Source organism: Labilibaculum manganireducens, from assembly GCF_963665805.2.
In the GTDB taxonomy this organism is placed as follows: domain Bacteria; phylum Bacteroidota; class Bacteroidia; order Bacteroidales; family Marinifilaceae; genus Labilibaculum; species Labilibaculum manganireducens.
The window spans coordinates 2136202-2152996 of record NZ_CAXXEE010000003.1; the positions used below are offsets into that span (position 1 = coordinate 2136202).

At 35.7% G+C, this 16795-nt stretch carries 14 protein-coding genes; 7 read left to right on the forward strand and 7 right to left on the reverse strand.

Translation table 11 applies throughout. From position 1 onward, the window contains the following. Positions 1 to 52: 52 nt before the first annotated feature. From ACHZAX_RS08155 to ACHZAX_RS08165, 3 genes are all read right to left on the reverse strand, one after another. A complete protein-coding gene (locus ACHZAX_RS08155; RefSeq protein ID WP_101310421.1) occupies positions 53 to 1432 on the reverse strand; it encodes an alpha-amylase in 1380 nt (459 codons plus the stop codon). Between the two features lie 364 nt (positions 1433 to 1796). After that, positions 1797 to 2177, reverse strand: coding sequence for a desulfoferrodoxin family protein (locus ACHZAX_RS08160; protein ID WP_156195871.1), 381 nt, complete (start codon positions 2175 to 2177; stop codon positions 1797 to 1799). A gap of 62 nt (positions 2178 to 2239) precedes the next feature. Next, a complete protein-coding gene (locus ACHZAX_RS08165) occupies positions 2240 to 2872 on the reverse strand; it encodes a peroxiredoxin (RefSeq protein ID WP_101310423.1) in 633 nt (210 codons plus the stop codon). Between the two features lie 349 nt (positions 2873 to 3221). On the opposite strand from ACHZAX_RS08165, the gene ACHZAX_RS08170 reads away from it, so the two are divergent. Next, a complete protein-coding gene (locus ACHZAX_RS08170) occupies positions 3222 to 4028 on the forward strand; it encodes an alpha/beta hydrolase (protein WP_320018729.1) in 807 nt (268 codons plus the stop codon). A 63-nt stretch (positions 4029 to 4091) separates the two neighbouring features. Continuing rightward, entirely contained in the window at positions 4092 to 5174 is a 1083-nt protein-coding gene (locus tag ACHZAX_RS08175; protein ID WP_320018730.1) for a toxin-antitoxin system YwqK family antitoxin, read from the forward strand. A 257-nt stretch (positions 5175 to 5431) separates the two neighbouring features. Here ACHZAX_RS08175 and ACHZAX_RS08180 read toward each other — a convergent pair whose 3' ends face one another. From ACHZAX_RS08180 to ACHZAX_RS08195, 4 genes are all read right to left on the reverse strand, one after another. Continuing rightward, complete coding sequence (locus ACHZAX_RS08180; protein WP_320018731.1) at positions 5432 to 6268, reverse strand: hypothetical protein; 837 nt, start codon at positions 6266 to 6268, stop codon at positions 5432 to 5434. A 38-nt stretch (positions 6269 to 6306) separates the two neighbouring features. Beyond that, entirely contained in the window at positions 6307 to 6735 is a 429-nt protein-coding gene (locus tag ACHZAX_RS08185; protein ID WP_320018732.1) for a hypothetical protein, read from the reverse strand. 82 nt (positions 6736 to 6817) lie between these two features. Then, positions 6818 to 9043 carry an alpha-L-rhamnosidase-related protein gene (locus ACHZAX_RS08190; RefSeq protein ID WP_320018733.1) on the reverse strand — a complete coding sequence of 742 codons (2226 nt, stop codon included), beginning with the start codon at positions 9041 to 9043 and terminating at the stop codon, positions 6818 to 6820. A 342-nt stretch (positions 9044 to 9385) separates the two neighbouring features. Continuing rightward, entirely contained in the window at positions 9386 to 10090 is a 705-nt protein-coding gene (locus tag ACHZAX_RS08195; protein WP_320018734.1) for a hypothetical protein, read from the reverse strand. A 490-nt stretch (positions 10091 to 10580) separates the two neighbouring features. Here ACHZAX_RS08195 and ACHZAX_RS08200 point away from each other — a divergent pair, with 490 nt between their 5' ends. The 5 genes from ACHZAX_RS08200 to ACHZAX_RS08220 all read left to right on the forward strand — a co-directional run bounded on the left by ACHZAX_RS08200 (position 10581) and on the right by ACHZAX_RS08220 (position 16795). After that, positions 10581 to 11795: an outer membrane protein assembly factor BamB family protein gene (locus ACHZAX_RS08200; RefSeq protein WP_320018735.1), complete on the forward strand. Its 1215-nt coding sequence runs from the start codon at positions 10581 to 10583 to the stop codon at positions 11793 to 11795. Positions 11796 to 11820: 25 nt separating this feature from the next. Beyond that, entirely contained in the window at positions 11821 to 13071 is a 1251-nt protein-coding gene (locus tag ACHZAX_RS08205) for an outer membrane protein assembly factor BamB family protein (protein ID WP_320018736.1), read from the forward strand. Between the two features lie 27 nt (positions 13072 to 13098). Beyond that, positions 13099 to 14322, forward strand: a complete 1224-nt coding sequence (locus ACHZAX_RS08210) for an outer membrane protein assembly factor BamB family protein (protein ID WP_320018737.1) — start codon at positions 13099 to 13101, stop codon at positions 14320 to 14322. 74 nt (positions 14323 to 14396) lie between these two features. Then, positions 14397 to 15821, forward strand: a complete 1425-nt coding sequence (locus ACHZAX_RS08215; protein ID WP_320018738.1) for an outer membrane protein assembly factor BamB family protein — start codon at positions 14397 to 14399, stop codon at positions 15819 to 15821. Positions 15822 to 15832: 11 nt separating this feature from the next. Further along, a complete protein-coding gene (locus ACHZAX_RS08220; protein ID WP_320018739.1) occupies positions 15833 to 16795 on the forward strand; it encodes an NHL repeat-containing protein in 963 nt (320 codons plus the stop codon).

Below are 16795 nucleotides of genomic sequence, written 5' to 3' on the forward strand. Positions count from 1 at the left end.
GATCAAGTGGAAGCCATGACTTCTGTTAAAAAGTCATGGCTTAAATAGTAATTTATTTTGATGACCAAACGGTATATCCGTGTGGCGGAGCCTGAATTTTAACCCACTTGCCACTCTGAGTTACCGGTTCCCAACTTGAATTTCCTGTGTAATCTTTAATTGTTGTGCTTGACCAATTGGTTTCAATCCATCTTTCCTGCCAACTATCTGAATTGTTGATGTAAACAACTAATCCCGGACCATTCCATCCGTTTCTGCGTGCTACATATTCATCATTATCATCATATAATATGGATGTGGTGCCACTAGCCAGATTATTGTGAATCCATATTAAATTATTCATTTTATCCTTGTCCAGCCATTCTTCATAATCACGATAGAAAACACATGGGTATCCTTCGTGAGTTAGAATATATGAATATGCTAGCATTTTATTCCAAATTTCATCTGTATCGTGATTGGTTACGAATGTAACTGCTCTGGTTGCATTCTGCTTCCACATCATGTTATTATTCAATTTGGTCAGGTCATTTCCATCAAAAGCATCGTTCATTGCATAATAACAGGCAAAATCGAATACGGATGAATTAGCTTCATTGGCCCACCAATTAAGATAATCTACATTGCTGTCCCATAATTCCCCAACCGAGAATCCTCCTACAGAAGCATTCCATTCTCTTACAACCCATGGTTCAAATCCCTTCACATAATCGAAACGCCAACCATCAAAGCCCATTACATTTTTGTAGTATTTGGCTACAGAATTAGAGTTGTTCCACAACCAATCCTGCACATAAGTCTTGCTGTGACACAAGTCAGGATATCCGCCAAAAGCACCTAAATCATTTGTTTCAATATCATTAGGATGAAAATCATTGTAATTTCGATAGAACAAACCAGATAATGGATTAAAGTCTGTCCATGTATCTGTTCCGGTGTATGGATTTTGTTCCGATGCTCCTCCGCTGTTGTGATTGATAACGATATCGGCATACACAAGCAGACCTTCGTTATGAGCAGAACTGATCAGATTTTGTAATTCTGCTGTTGATCCAAAACGAGTTTCGATTGATCCCATCTGATTGTATTGTCCAAAATCATAATAATCGAAAGGATCATAACCCATAGAATAAGTTCCATTTTGTGCTTTGGAAGCTGGTGGTAACCAAATGGCATTAAAGCCGGCATTGCTCCAATCAGAAACCTTAGAATCAAGAGTGTTCCACCAATCGCCTCCTGCAGGAACATCCCAATAAAAGGCTTGCATTAGTACACTGGCATTACTAGTGGTTTTGGCGGTTAAATTTGTTGTTTTAGTGGTTTGAACCTCTGGCTGAAGTTCAGTAATCTCATCTTTGGAACAAGAGGAAAACATTAATCCCAAACTAAGTATGAGAGTTAAACTTAGGTAAAACAGGTCTCTCTTTTTCATAAGTAACAAAAATTTAGTAGTTAATTTAAATGTTTGATTTTAATTTAAATAATCGTTTATAGTCATGACATGTTTCTTCTCTGTTTATGAAAGAAGAATGCTATAATTTATGATTAAATAAAAGTTTGCAGGTTTTATTTAATCATATAATTGATGAAAAAACACAACAAACGTTTGCATAGAAGGGCTGAATATTAGATAGAAAGCGAATTTTAACGCAGTTTGATGCAACTAAAATCAAATCTGTTTAAAAAATAAGAGTAAGAGATCCCGGAATTAAATGGTTTAATTAGAGTAGAGGTGGTATTAAAAAAAACAGGGAAATCATAATTGATTTCCCTGTTTTATTATTTTGAATCAGTAGTTATTCTGCAACTTCCACCAATTTTTCATCTGAGTGCCATAAGCCATGTTTTGTACAAAAAGCTGCAGCGGTTAGTTTCATTTTACGTGATGGTACTATGTAAAAATCAACTTCAGCCTGATTGGCTTCACCACCTAAAATTCCTGTTGTAAAAGTAGCTTGTGTTAACATTTTTTCCCCATCCCAAAGTTGAACCCAAGCAACATAGTGATCGAAATCATCCGGATGAGAATAAGCATCACCAATTTTCACTTTCACTTTAAATTTCTCACCTTTTTTAGCTGAGTCATCGCAGTGAATAAATGCAGAATGTCTGTCGATATAATCTTTCTTAGCTTCACCATCAATGGTGTTAATGTCTTGGTACCTGTTAATTTTCATGTTTTGTTTTTTTGATTTTATTCCCTGTAAAATTAGGGATGAGAGGATTGTTTTGTTTTTTATTAGTTTTTGCTTAGGTATTCTGCAACACCATCGGCAGTAGCTTGCATAGCTTCTTTTCCTTTGTTCCAGTTTGCAGGACAAACTTCGCCATTTTCTTCGAAATGCTGCAATGCATCAACCATACGAATTGCTTCATCAACACTTCTTCCCAATGGCAAATCGTTAATTACCGAGTGACGAACAGTTCCTTTTTTATCGATAAGGAATAATCCGCGGTAGGCAACAGGTGCTCCTGTAGATACTGCATTTCCGTCTTCATTGTAATCGTATTCTGAAGCTAATACGCCATAGTTTTCAGAAATAGTTTTTGATAAATCGGCCACCAAAGGATAAGTAACACCTTTAATACCACCTTTATTTTTATCAGTATTTAACCATGCAAAGTGAGAGTATTCTGAATCTACAGAACAACCAACAACAGCCACGTTCCGGGCTTCGAATTCTGCAAGTTTTTCCTGAAAGGCAATCAATTCAGTTGGACAAACAAAAGTGAAATCCAAAGGATAGAAGAAGAATACTACTTCCTGCTTACCAACAAATTGATCCAATGAAAAATTTTCAACAATCTGATTTCCGTTAACAACAGCACCGGCAGAGAATGATGGTGCTTTTTTACCAATTAAAGTTTGCATTTTATTTTGTGTTTTAATGATTATTAATCTTGCTTTTTGTAATGATTACAAATGTAGAATTGATTTGACTAAGGCACAAATTATATTAATCAATAATCTTTATACCTGCATCGAGAGAATTAATATCATTACTAATAGATTCTTTAACTATTCAGTCTTTCAGATAAATCCAATGGAAGGTAGAGGATAAAGGCTCATAAAGTTTTTATTTGAATGATAATTTTTAGTTTTGTAGAAGTTGCCAAATTTAGTTTGGATAAAAGTATCTTACTGTCTTGTCAGCATTGTTGAGGATATTTTTAAATTTAAACTGTCTCGGGAAAAGCTCCGATTAACAAATAAGAAAGAAATGCGGGTATTTGATAATATAATAGAACTTACTGATTTTAAGGATTGTGCAGGAGAAATAAGTATATCGATATTTGAGACTGAAGAAAGATCCTGTGTACCGTATTTTGTTTATTTACCTCCAAATTGGAGTGTGGAGGAAACTTATCCATTGGTTTTGTTTATGCATGGGCAAGGCGGCGACGAAGGTACATTTAAGAAATACGTTCGGGCAGAACAATTGAATGATTGGATTCGTAATGGAGATATTGAGCCGGTTGTTATTGCAGGAATTCGTGGAGATAATGATCGTGACAACGTTCAGTGGTTTTCAGAGAAAAATGAACGTTTTTTAGTAAAAGAGCAGGGTGGTGAATTCATTCAGTTTTGTCAGGATTCTTTTAATGCAGGAGGTCATGGTAAACAGATTTCAATTGAAGGACATTCACGCGGAGCTGCCGGAGCGATTCATTACTATTTGAAATATCCGGGGTTGTTTTCGTCGATTATTGGAATGGGCTATGTAAGTGATTATACTCTGGAAAACAACTTCATACTTGGGCAAAACAATTTAGAGATTTTAAAAGGTAAATCAACACCGCTTAGACTTGAAATTGGTACCGAAGATAGTTTTGTCCGGACTAAGAATCGCAGAGCTAGTTTTGAAATGCATCAGTTCTTAAAGGAAAATGAGATAGATCACTCTTTTGAAATATTGCATGGCGTTGAACATGGTTTTGATACCTATTGGAATTATTACAGCGACGAAGGAATGTTGAATGGTTTGTCGCATTTAAAGTTTCACGAACGAAGCAGAAATTGTAGGTAAATACTTCGCATAATATCAAAAAGTTATCTATTTTGTACATAATTATTTCAAAATTGAATTCTTATGAAATTAACTCATTGTTTTTTTGTTTTTATCCTGTTGCTTCCGATTAAAAGTATAGCTCAGGATACTGTATATTTTAATCAGGATTGGCTGGTAGCTGAGAAAGAGACCGCTCAGTTCTTTTCTACAATAAATAAAATTACAGAGAATCAATTTTTGGTAAAAGACTTTACAATTGATAACGTGCTTTTGTCAGATTATCATTATAAGGGTTTGCAAACAAATATTGATTGGAAAAGACTTTATGAGGTTGGCTTTAATAAATATGCAATCGAAAATGGGACAAGCAGGGAATATTATCCTTCAGGAAGCAAGAAGAAGGAATTTGAATATGTGGATGGGCAACAAAAAGGGATGGTGACCTTTTGGCGGGAAAATGGAAAAAAAGAAAAGGAGTTTTTTGCTGTCAATAATATTGCGAATGGCATTTACTCAGAGTTTTTCGAAAGTGGAGAACCTGGTTTAAGTGTGAAATTTTTGAATGATACTTTAAACGGACCGGCTATTTATTATTATCCGAATGGCGGGATATCCCATATGGGAAAGTTTAAAAAGGGAATTAAGTTTGGAGTTTGGACATACCTTTCGGAAGATGGCAAGCCTGTTGCCGAGGAGTTATATCAAAACACTTATTTTATTGATGGAGCTAAGGTAAATATTAGTTTCCCGGAAGGAGTGTGGTATTTATCGGAAAAGTACAAGGTTGACGACAGATTAAGTTTTCTTTTTTACAGATTAGGAATGAATGAGGATGAGAATACGGAAGATTTAGCATCTTGTCTGATTTCCTTAGAGGCTGTACCATCAGATATTGGTTTGATTGATTACTCTTCGCACAGAAGAAGACGTCTTTCTGTTGATGTAAAGAGAGTTATTCCTAAAGAAAAACAACTGTTTTTTCTTCCTCAAAGTATAGCTTATTTAGGAAACCATACCGATTCAGAAGATAATGAACGAACAACAATTGTTCTACATTCTCTTCAAGATGAAGTTGGAATGGAGTTAATTCTTGATTGTTCAAGTGAAAATTATGAAGATTTAAAAGCGGAATTTGAATACATACTGAAATCTCTTAAAAAGTAATAGTTCCAAAAGGCATTTTAAATTAAATGATGAAAGTCATTTCTACTCAATTTTATTTATCATCCATTCTAATATTTATAATATAATTATCAATGTTTCGTGCGCATTATTTACCCAAGATACAAGAATCGTTGAGGCTGGTCATAATGAGCCTAAAAGAAAAAGCCACATTTTTATTCAAATCTGTATCTTTCATAAATTGTTGAATTTATTTGCGTTATACCCTTGAGATATCGCAATCAGACAATTCTTAAGCGTTATTCTTCATCTTCATCAAAATAATCATCCTCATCAAGCAGGAAGAGCTCATTTTCATTTACTATTTCTTTAGAGTAGGGTGGGATTTCGAAGTAGAACGGCATTTCGAAAACCGGCAATGTTTCTTTAAAAAACTGACACAATGAATAGCGTTCTTTTTGAGCCAGATAGGTAAGAAGTCGGTCTTTGGTTTCCTGACATATTTTGGTTGTAAACATTTCATTTATCTCATCGGGAGCATTTTGCAGCAACCACTCCAATGAATCGAGATCTTCACGAAAAAGATCGGCCGAAAAAGATTCAAAGTTCAAAAGGTTACTTAAGGGATCCTGTATTTCAGGCATGTATAGTTTCTCTTTGTCTTTTGTTTTTAGCTCGTACAGAAGATTGGAGAGGACACATATCCGTTTTGCGATGTTCTTGTTTACATTTTTTATAGACTTTGCCTTTTTACGGGTAAAAGTTCTTTCGGCAGGGACTGGAAAAGAGACCAAATGTTTTTCAACAATGGCGCAAGACTTGTAATATTTTCGTTCGAGCAGATGGCTTAGCAATTTTTGTTTAACTATATCTGTGACAGGTTCTACCAACGTCCTCATGATGTAAACCAAGGCTTTTGGGTCGTTTTTTGCAACCCAGGCTACGCTGTCGTAATAAGTGCCAAGATCATCAAAACTAATGTCATCAATATCGCAAATGTCATCAATGCTGGAAATCATATAAACTGAGTTAAGAGCGTATTTGTACCAGCGGTAACGGGGTTTTCCATCTATATCTTCCCATTCGTAGGTAGTAGCCTCGTGAAGATCCATATTGTTTACAATATCATAAAACATATTATTGTGTATTTTTTGGTTTTTTTTAGTTCAAATTCTTATGCGTTTGAAGATTCATTATCTTCAGGAACAGCCTTGTCTTGTTTAATAATCTGAGAAAGCAATTCTCCGCAATTCGGACAAAAATTGACTGGGTTATAGATCAAAAAATCACATTTTTCACAATTCATTTTTCGGTAAATAGTAAGCTTGGTATCCCTCAAATTTGAATCATTTTTATTTGGTTCTTTTTTGATTGGTCTGTTTTTGTCAAGAGTTTTTTCTTTTGTAATAAGCTTGGGGTAACTGAAGCCTGCTAATTCATGTAGTTTAAGTATTTCAAACTCACCGATTGATTTGTATCCTGCAAAAACACTTTTTGCGAGACTAATTTCCAGATTAAGTATTTCAGCAATATCTTCAGCCTTTAGTTTTTTTTCAGCTAATTGTTTGTCGAATTCTTCAGAGTTTATGTAGGATGTAGTCATATATTTTTATTGTTCTAAAAGTCATAATTGATTGAGAGCACTAAATTGTAAAGACTTAAGAATAGTAATAAACCTTAAATATTTATCTTATTCTAATTATTCGAATCTTATCTATTCGAACCGTGTTAACCTCCTGGTTCATGTTTTTATTAAATTCTTCAAAACTAATTTTAAAGAAATTATTTCTGTTTGTCAGATCAATGAGAAAGGAGTTGGAGTAGCCGTAATTATTCCAGTCACCTTCGCCACGTTGTGGAAATACGAGACTTCCGGCATAGCTGTTATTCACCCATAAACTACGATTTGCACATTTGTTGTTGGTATTTACAGGGCCATTTCCGTTTGCGTATAAAAAATCGATATAGTACTTTCCTTCATTAGGAATTCGAATGTTGAAATAGAATTCCCGATTTTTTTTCTTGCTCAATTCAACATAGGAGTTTTTGGCATTGGAGTCAAATTGTTCAGCTTCAATATGCCTTTCATAATTGGAATCGTATACATACAGTGGCTCACTATAGAACGATAAATTTCCCAAACCATCGTCTGTCTGAATTTGAAATTCGCTGGGTTCGCTAATGTGTACTTCTGACATATAATTGTCTTCGGTTTGCAGAAGGAGTTCTCCGTTACGGTATACACGGTAATGATCCCCATTTTCTTTTTTATCCCATAACAATTGATTTTCAATAAAGCGGAGCGAAGTAGTTTCGGGCGACACCATATTATCTACCAAATTTATTTCTGATTTGACAGGCAACTGATTGTTCATTCTAATTTCAATCTTGTGTTTCCCTTCCATTTCTTTTGGTACGATGGGACGTTGGTAATATTTTCCATCTAAGGAGTAGTAGTTAATTTTATTGCCAAAGCCGTAAATTTCGACGTCTAAAATTGCATTCTGATAGCGAAGTCCTTTGATACTTTGTTTGCCTTTGTATTCTCTCGGGATAAAAGGTCTGAATTCTAAATAATCGGCTGTGTAATTCATTCCCATTAGAATCCGGTAAAAAGTAGATAAGGAACCGGCAACACTCCAAAGTTGACGGTCAGAATTGATTTCAGTTCCGTTAAAATCACCATTTTTAATTAAAAGATTTTCTTTATTGGTGAGAAAGAGTGTACTTGACCGCAGCATGTTGGCAATTCCCCATTGAACACTTTCAACATTATTTGTCCTGCTTGAAGCCCAATTCCAATAAGCCTGAACAAAAGGCCAAATTGCCTGATTGTGATAGGCTGGTATGTTTGGAATCTGAGGGTAGAAACATGGGGTTCCAAACTTGGTAACCGGAGTATTTGATATGATCTCTTTTTGTCTTTCTTCTTTGGTGATATCCCATAGAACCATAAGTGCCTCACCCAAAGTTTCCGATTTATCCGAAAGCAATTGATTCTTTCTTCCGTAAAGATATTGTCCAAAATATTTTTTTTCGGGCAACCAAAGTTTTTCATTCAGGCTGTTTTTTAAGGCCTCCGAAATATCCTGATATTTTTGAACATCTTTTCCAAGTATTTTTCCCATTTTTATCAATACCTGCAGACTTTGGTAGTGTACTGCCTGAGTTCCCAAATTATAGGAGTTGTAAATATCAATTGGTTCCATCCATTTTGGATATGATTGTTCCCGCCAGTCTAAAAAAGAAGATTCTCCTTTAAATAGATATTTCTGATAATCCCAAACCACATTCAGATCATCTTCAGTAGAATTCTTAATGATGAAATAAACTTTCCTCAACCAATCCATGTCTCCGGTAGACTGGTACAGTTCCCAGGCTGCCGTTGACCAGATCATTCGATCAGAACTTACCGGCCAGGAACCTCCTGTGCCTGTGTCCTGTACAATTTTTCCCTGCTTAACTTTTTTCAGCAGACTTTTTTTAGAAATTTCAGGATTAGTAATTGCAAGGGCTAAAATCACGCTGTAGCTGATGTCGCGGGTCCAAACACCATTCCATTTTTCACCTGTATTAAAAGTTGTGTTGGGAGCAATATTCTTTTCTATCTCTTCAAGCGAAAGCTGATAAATTGCGTTGAGTAAAACGTGATTTGATTCGTATTTGGGGTATTTGCTTAAGTTGGTATTAAGTTGCCATTCTTTACTATTCAATCCCGGGTAATTAGAGCTGATGTGCGAATTGTTGTGTGCTATAGCAGTATGTTCTCCTTGCTCTATTCGATTAGGGAATACTGTAAAGTCTGAAGATTGATACAAAATGTAATCTTCAGGATTACATTGATTTAAAAGTACAATTGAGAGTAGAATTGTAATAAAAATCAGAGATGGAATGAAAAACCATTTTTTCATTTGTGTGTTTTTGATATGTTTTTAAAAGTAACAAATTATGGAAAACTAATAACAGATATTAAGAAATAATATTGTACAAGTTGTTGATAAGAATGCGAATTGTTCAAAAAATAGTAATGGATGAATTGCAGTTTGTTATCATTACATATATTGGGATCTGAATGAGTCTTGAATGCAACAATTAAGTCAAATAATTGTGTCATTAAAAAAAAAAGCGACCAAAGCCGCTTTTTTGTTGTGATAAATAGTTGTATGTAGTTAAAAGAAAGTGTTTAATTAAATTTATGTAGAAAATAAATGTAAAACAATATATAAACATATTTATTTCATTCGTATTGTTATTTATTTTCTTTCTGTGTTCTGAATTTTAGCTTCTTCCATAATTACATCATAAGTATAGCCAGCTCCAAAATCTTTGTCCAATGCAATTGTTCCTGACACTTCAATAATTTGCCCTATAGAAGCAACATCCTTACAGGTAATGGTAAGATCAAAATTACCCTCAAAATCGGAACCATCCTGAATGTGTATCCAGTTCTTACCCATAATGTTTTGATTGAATTTGGTAACCTTTCCTTTCACAGATATCTGCTTACCCGAAAATTCATCCTTTTTTGAGAAGAGCTCAGAAATACTTGTTATTCCTTTCGTCTTTTCTATTGAAACTTCAATTCTTTTAGCCTTTTGTTTCTTCATCGAAGAGGCTTGCATCGGCATATTGTTTTCAATAGGTGTGTCAGAAATGGTGTTTAAGAAATAAATAACAGGAAAGTCGCGGTTTAATTCTTTGCTGTGAAAATTTTTCATTTCCAATGCGCCTTTATAATAATACGCTTTGCCAACTTCTATTGGTCGTTGACCAACGGCCAGCCATAAATCGTTATTCCCGTTTATATAGGTATAACCACCAGCATTAAATGTTTCTTTTACCAAAACTTTACTAACTCCAAGTGGGAGAGTAGCTTCTTGATTTTCAGTTTTTTTAGATTGACATGCAAATGAAAAAATTGCAAGTCCTAAAATCGTCAGTAATATTGATCTTTTCATGTAGCTTTTTGTATTAGTGTATGTTTTAAAGATAATAGAAATCAAATAGAAAAATAAGGAATTATACAGTTGTCTATTTATTTTGATTTTAAAGAGGCGTTAAAAAGTTGTTAAACGTCCCTTGTTTTTGGTTGTTTGAATAATTTAATTGCGTTATTCCAGCCGAATTTATTTATTTGATTTAGTTTATTTTACAGTAAATGTACTGTAAATTAAAAAAGACCTGTGAGTCTTTAAAGTTCGCATTTGAACAGTGATTGTTCGTAAGCGTGCGTTTTTTTTTAAATCTAAATAAGTATGAATTTAACACCTTTTTGATGTTAAGATATTTGGTTCTTCTGGCATGATAAGTGTTGCATATTATGTCTTGTTTTTATTTAGACCTGAAATAGATTTAAGTTGAAATGCTATGTTAATTTCTAAAACAATGGAATAGCCTGTATCTTTAGAAAATTAGAATGTAATTTAATATTGAATAAAGCCCGTTATAATGAAAAAATATTTTGTATTACTTGTATTGTTAATTGTTGTCAGTACTTCTTTTGCCCAGGAAAATGCGCAGTGGAGAGGTGTGAATCGTGATGGAATCTATCAGGAAGACGGATTGATGCAGGAATGGCCGGTTGATGGACCCGAATTAATATGGCATATTGAAGGTTTAGGTGAGGGACACTCTTCAGCAACAGTAACTAAAGATGCTGTTTATATAGGGGGTACAGAACTTGAAAATGGTTTTGTAATTGCATTGGATCATTCTGGCAAAGAGCTTTGGAAGCAGGTTTATGGTAAAGAATGGATGGATTCTTATAACGGTGTGCGCACAAGTCCAATGGTTTATGATGGTATCGTTTATGTGATGAGCGGTTTGGGAAAAATTACAGTCATGAGTGCTGCTGATGGAAACATTCTATGGTCAAAAAATATACTAACGGATTTTGGTTCTGAAAATACCCGTTGGGGAATAACAGAGAATCTTGTTGCAGATGGAGATAAATTATATTGTACTCCAGGAGGTTCAGAAGTTAGTATGATTGCATTAGATCGAAAATCGGGCCAGCTAATTTGGAAAGCAAAAGGAAATGGCGAGAAATCAGCTTATTGTTCTCCTGCATTAATAAAGTTGGCAAACCGCAATTTATTGGTTACTCATACAAGTAGTTCAATAATTGGAGTTGATGCTGAAACCGGTACTTTACTTTGGTCGTTTGATCATCCCAATAAATATTCAATTCATCCAAACACTCCTTTGTATAAAGATGGTTATCTGTTTTGTTTTAGTGGATATGGTAAAGGAGGAGTAATGCTTGAACTCGTTGAAGATGGAGCTGGCGTAAAAGAGGTTTGGCGAAATGAGTTGATGGATAATCAGATGGGAGGAGCTGTTCTGCTTGATGGTAAGATATATGGTTCCGGGCACACTAATCGTGAATGGTTTTGTTTGGATTGGAAAACTGGTGAAGTATTGCATTCAGCTAAAATGTTAAGCAATGGGAACGTAGTTTATGCTGATGGCAAATTGTATTGTTACGGCGATAGCGGAGAAGTTGCTCTTGTTGATGTTAGCAATGGAAGTTTTGAAAAAGTGAGTTCGTTTCGGGTTCCTTTTGGTGAAAAACAACATTGGGCTCATTTAGTGATTAATAATAAAAGACTATATGTTCGTCATGGAAGTTCCTTGATGGCCTATTCAATTAAAGCAAACTAAGAACAATACAAAACCTATCAAACGTATGAATCGACTACTAATTGTCAGTATTGCATTATTAAGTGTTCTGACTCAGTGCAAAACAGAAATACAAAAAAGCGAATGGCGTGGCCCAAATCGATCTGGTGTTTATGCAGAAACTGGATTGCTAAAGGAATGGCCGGAGGAAGGCCCTAAAATGCTTTGGCATCTGGATGGTATTCCTACAGGTTATTCTTCAGCTGCAATCGCTCATAATACTGTTTACCTTACCGGATTAAAGGACTCTATGGATTACTTGGTGGCCATTAATATGGAAGGAAAATTAAAATGGCAAATTCCTTATGGCCGTGGATGGGATGCATCATTTGTTGATTCCCGTTGTACTCCAACTATTGAGGATGAAAGAATTTATCTGTCGAGCGGAAGAGGGGATTTAGCCTGTGTAAATGCTCTTTCCGGAGAGCTGATTTGGCAGAAAAAGGCCAATGAAATATTTGAAGGAGAGTGCGGGGAATGGGGAATCTCTGAATCATTGCTTCTATATAAGGATTTGGTTTTTTATACTCCTTGCGGAAAGAAAACAACGATGATTGCGTTGAATAAAATGACCGGAGAAACCGTTTGGGAATCGAAAAGTTTAGATGATAAATCCGCCTATGTTTCTCCTCTTTTAATTGATAGAAATGGCAAGAAACAAATCGTAACTGTAACAGAAAACAATGCAATAGGCGTTAATCCAGAAAATGGAAATATTGACTGGCAATTTGATTACGGCAGTTATGCTGCCGGAGAATGGAAAGCCAATATCAATACCAATACACCATTGTACAAAAACGGAAAAATATTTATAACCAATGGTTATGACCATCATTCAGTAATGCTGGATTTAAATGAAGAAGCCTCGGAGGTTGAACTTTCGTATGTAGATTCATTATTGGATGTTCATCATGGAGGCGCTGTTCTGCTGGATGGTTATATATACGGTGCAAATTGGATCAATAATAGAAATGGATATTGGGTTTGCATGGAATGGGAAACAGGTAAGAAAATGTATGAGACTGAGTGGGAAAATAAAGGTTCAATCATTTCGGCTGAAGGAATGCTTTATTGCTATGATGAGAAAGATGGTAATGTAGCCTTGGTAAAAGCAGACCCGAAAGAATTTAAAGTAATAAGTTCGTTTAAAGTACCATATGGAAAAGGTCCATATTGGGCTCACATGGTAATTAATGATGGCGTATTATATGTTCGTCATGCCACTGCTATAATGGCATATTCTATTAAAGAAAAGTAAAATATAGTAAACCCTAACCCAAGTCTCATGAAACTTATAAATATTTTTTTTGTCGCGTTTAGTTCTTTATTACTAGTTCAGTGTAAGAATGTATCTCAGCAAAGCGAATGGCGTGGTCCGGATAGAAATGGAATTTATACGGAAACTAATCTTCTTAAAGTTTGGCCTGAAAATGGACCTGAGCTTTTGTGGAAGTTCGAGGATTTAGGATTAGGTTATTCTTCCGCGGCTGTTACAGATGATAAGGTATATACTTCTGGAACCATCGATAGTATGAGCTATATTTTCTCTTTCGGTTTAAGTGGTAATTTAATCTGGAAAAAGGAATATGGTAAAGAATGGTCAGAGAATTTCCCCGGTGGACGTTCAACACCTCAGATTTATGATGGAAAAGGATATTTACTGACCGGATTAGGAAAACTCATCTGCTTTGATGCAGAAAAGGGCGATTTTATTTGGACCAAGGATTTGTTTCGTGATTTCGACGGGCAAAATGTTTTCTATGGAATTACTGAGAATTTATTAATTGATGGCGACAAGTTAATTTGTACGCCTGGCGGCCTTGACGCAAATGTAATTGCATTGAATAAAGATACTGGTGATCTTATTTGGAAGAGTGCAGGAGTGGGTGAGAAAAGTGCTTATTGTTCTCCTTTGATAATCACGCATAAAGAAAAAAAATACTTGATTACCAATACTGCGAAGTCATTGATATCCATCGATCCGGATAATGGCAAATTAATGTGGAGTTATGAATTAAAGTATCCTCATGGTATTCATGGTAATACGCCGATTTATAAGGATGACTATGTATTTACTATGAATGGTTGGGGATTTGGAAGCGTAATGCTAAAGATAAAAGACGATGGACAAGCGGTAGAAGAGGTTTGGACAAGTGGTTTATTCGATTTAGAGCATGGCGGTGCAGTTTTGATTGATGAGAATTTATTTGGAACAGATTATACGACGAAGAGTTTTTCTTGTGTTGATATGAAAACCGGTGAGGTGAAGAAAACTGTGAAAGATCTGGCACCTGGTACCGTGATTGCTGCCGACGGTATGATTTATTGTTACGCTTATTCTGGCGAGTTGGCTTTAATTCAACCTATGGCGAATGGTTTTGAGGTAGTGAGTCGTTTCCATGTTCCGGGGGTGAAGAGGGATCATATTGCTCATCCTGTTATTAAAGAAGGGAAGATGTATATTAGATATGCTAATGGAATGTATGTGTATTCAATAGCGAATATCTGATACCTAAAGGCGTAATTTACTTTGGCAGATGTTGATGGAGTCTGCAAAAAAATAAATTGATATTATAATTAAATATGCTGTCGAAAAGAAGTGAAAAAGGATTAATTCTCTTGTCTGTTGTTGTTGCAGGGATATTGTTTGTGTGTTGGTTGGCTTACAATCCTGTAAAGGATATTCATGCCAATATCCCGGGAATGGATAATCGCCCTGCACAGAGTGAATCTTCTGAAAGAATTTTGATAGGAGAAGGATTTGACTTTTATTCTGAATATTCTTCAGATTTAACTGGGAAATGGACTCAATTTCGAGGAGCAAAATCGGATAACATTTCGACTGGTAAAACAAAACTAATTAATAATTGGGGAGCTGGTCCAAAAGTTGATTGGCAGGTTGAATTGGGCGAAGGACATGCTGCACCAGTTGTGTATAATGGAAAGGTTTATGTTCTTGATTACGATGAAGTGAAAAAGGCTGATGCCTTGCGTTGTTTTTCTCTGGAGACAGGAGCGGAGCTTTGGCGCAGATGGTACCGAGTTCATATCAAGCGAAATCACGGAATGTCAAGAACGGTTCCTGCAATCAATGATAAATATATTGTTACCATGGGACCGCGTTGTCATGTTATGTGCACCGATCCTAATACAGGTGAGTTCCTATGGGGACTCGATCTGGTAAAAGAATATATGGCAGAGATTCCTTTTTGGTATACAGGTCAGTGTCCTATTTTGGATGACAATACTGTTATTCTGGCTCCGGGTGGAAAATCACTGCTTATTGCTGTCGATTGTGCCACAGGAAAAGTGCTTTGGGAAACTCCCAACCCCGATAATTGGCAAATGTCTCATTCATCGGTTATACCGATGACTTTTGATGGGAAAAAGATGTGGGTTTATGCTGCTGTTGGAGGAATTGTTGGTGTTTCAGCCGAAGGCGATGATGCAGGACAAATTCTGTGGAAAACAAAAGATTTTTCTCCATCCGTAGTTGCTCCATCGCCTGTTGTACTGAAAAACGGCAAAATATTCATGACCGCTGGTTATGGTGCCGGATCAATTCTGTTTCAGGTGAAAAAGAAAGGGAATGCTTACGAAACGATTACACTTCAGCAGTTTAAACCGAAAGATGGCGTTGCGTCAGAACAGCAAACGCCAATTGTTTATAAAGATCGTATGTTTGCTATCTTACCTAAGGATGCCGGAGGAATGAGAAATCGATTTGTCTGCTGTGATCCAAATGATTGCACTAAAATTCTATGGACAAGCGGAACGAATGATCGCTTTGGTTTGGGACCTTATATTGTTGCTGATGGTAAGTTCTTTATTCTGAAAGATGATGGTACTTTGACTATAGCCAAAGCAAGCACTGAAAAGTTTGAACTGTTGGATAAAACGAAAGTTTTGGATGGGCACGATGCCTGGGGACCTTTGGTTGTTACCGATGGAAGATTGTTAATGCGGGATTCCAAGCATCTTTTGTGTATTGATGTTAGAGCAAATTAAATAGAACTACAATGAAAAATAAATTGATATTATGGCTTTTGGTAGTTTTACTACTTATTGTTGTTGCTATTATGGCAAAAGATTTGTTTGTCAGTCAAAATAAACCACAGGAAAATGTTTATGAATACGATTTGAAAGAATTACGAAAGGTTGATTCATCAAAAATTAGTCATAAAGAAGTAAAACAAATTAAGATTCAGGCCAATGAACTTCATGGGATTGCAGTTGATGGCAAAGATCAGATTTATGTGACTACTGATGAAAATATATTGGTTTTAGATTCAGATGGAAAACAAATCAACTCATTAAAAATGAAAGGAAACGCCCGATGCCTAACGGTAGCGGAAAATGGAAATATTTTGGTTGGTCTGGGCAATCGTGTCGATATCAGAAAACCGGATGGAAGTTTGCGAAACAGTTTTATAGTTGCAGGTGAAAAAGCATTCATTACTTCAATTGCTATTGATGGAGACAATGTTTACGTAGCTGATGCAGGACAAAAGATTGTACATCATTACAATATTGAAGGAGAGAAAATAAACGAAATTGGTGGAAAAAATCCAGAGGCAGGAATCAAAGGTTTTGTAATTCCAAGTCCGTATTTTGATTTATTGATGGGCCGTCAAGGTGAGCTTTGGGTTGTAAATCCGGGCAGACATGCTTTCGAAGCCTACAATTCCAGCGGAGTGCAAATTTCCTCATGGGAACGAACTTCTATGAGTTTGGACGGTTTTAGTGGTTGTTGCAATCCTTCCAATGCAGCAATGCTTTCTGATGGTTCATTTGTAACGGCAGAGAAAGGGCTGGAAAGAGTGAAAATTCATTTGCCTTCGGGCGATTTTAAATCGGTTGTTGCTGCTCCTGAATTATTTGAAATAGGAACAGTTGGTATTGATTTAGCAGTTGATTCTCAGGACCGAATTCTGGTTTTGGATCCTGTACAGAAAATGATACGAATATTTGAAGTAAAATAA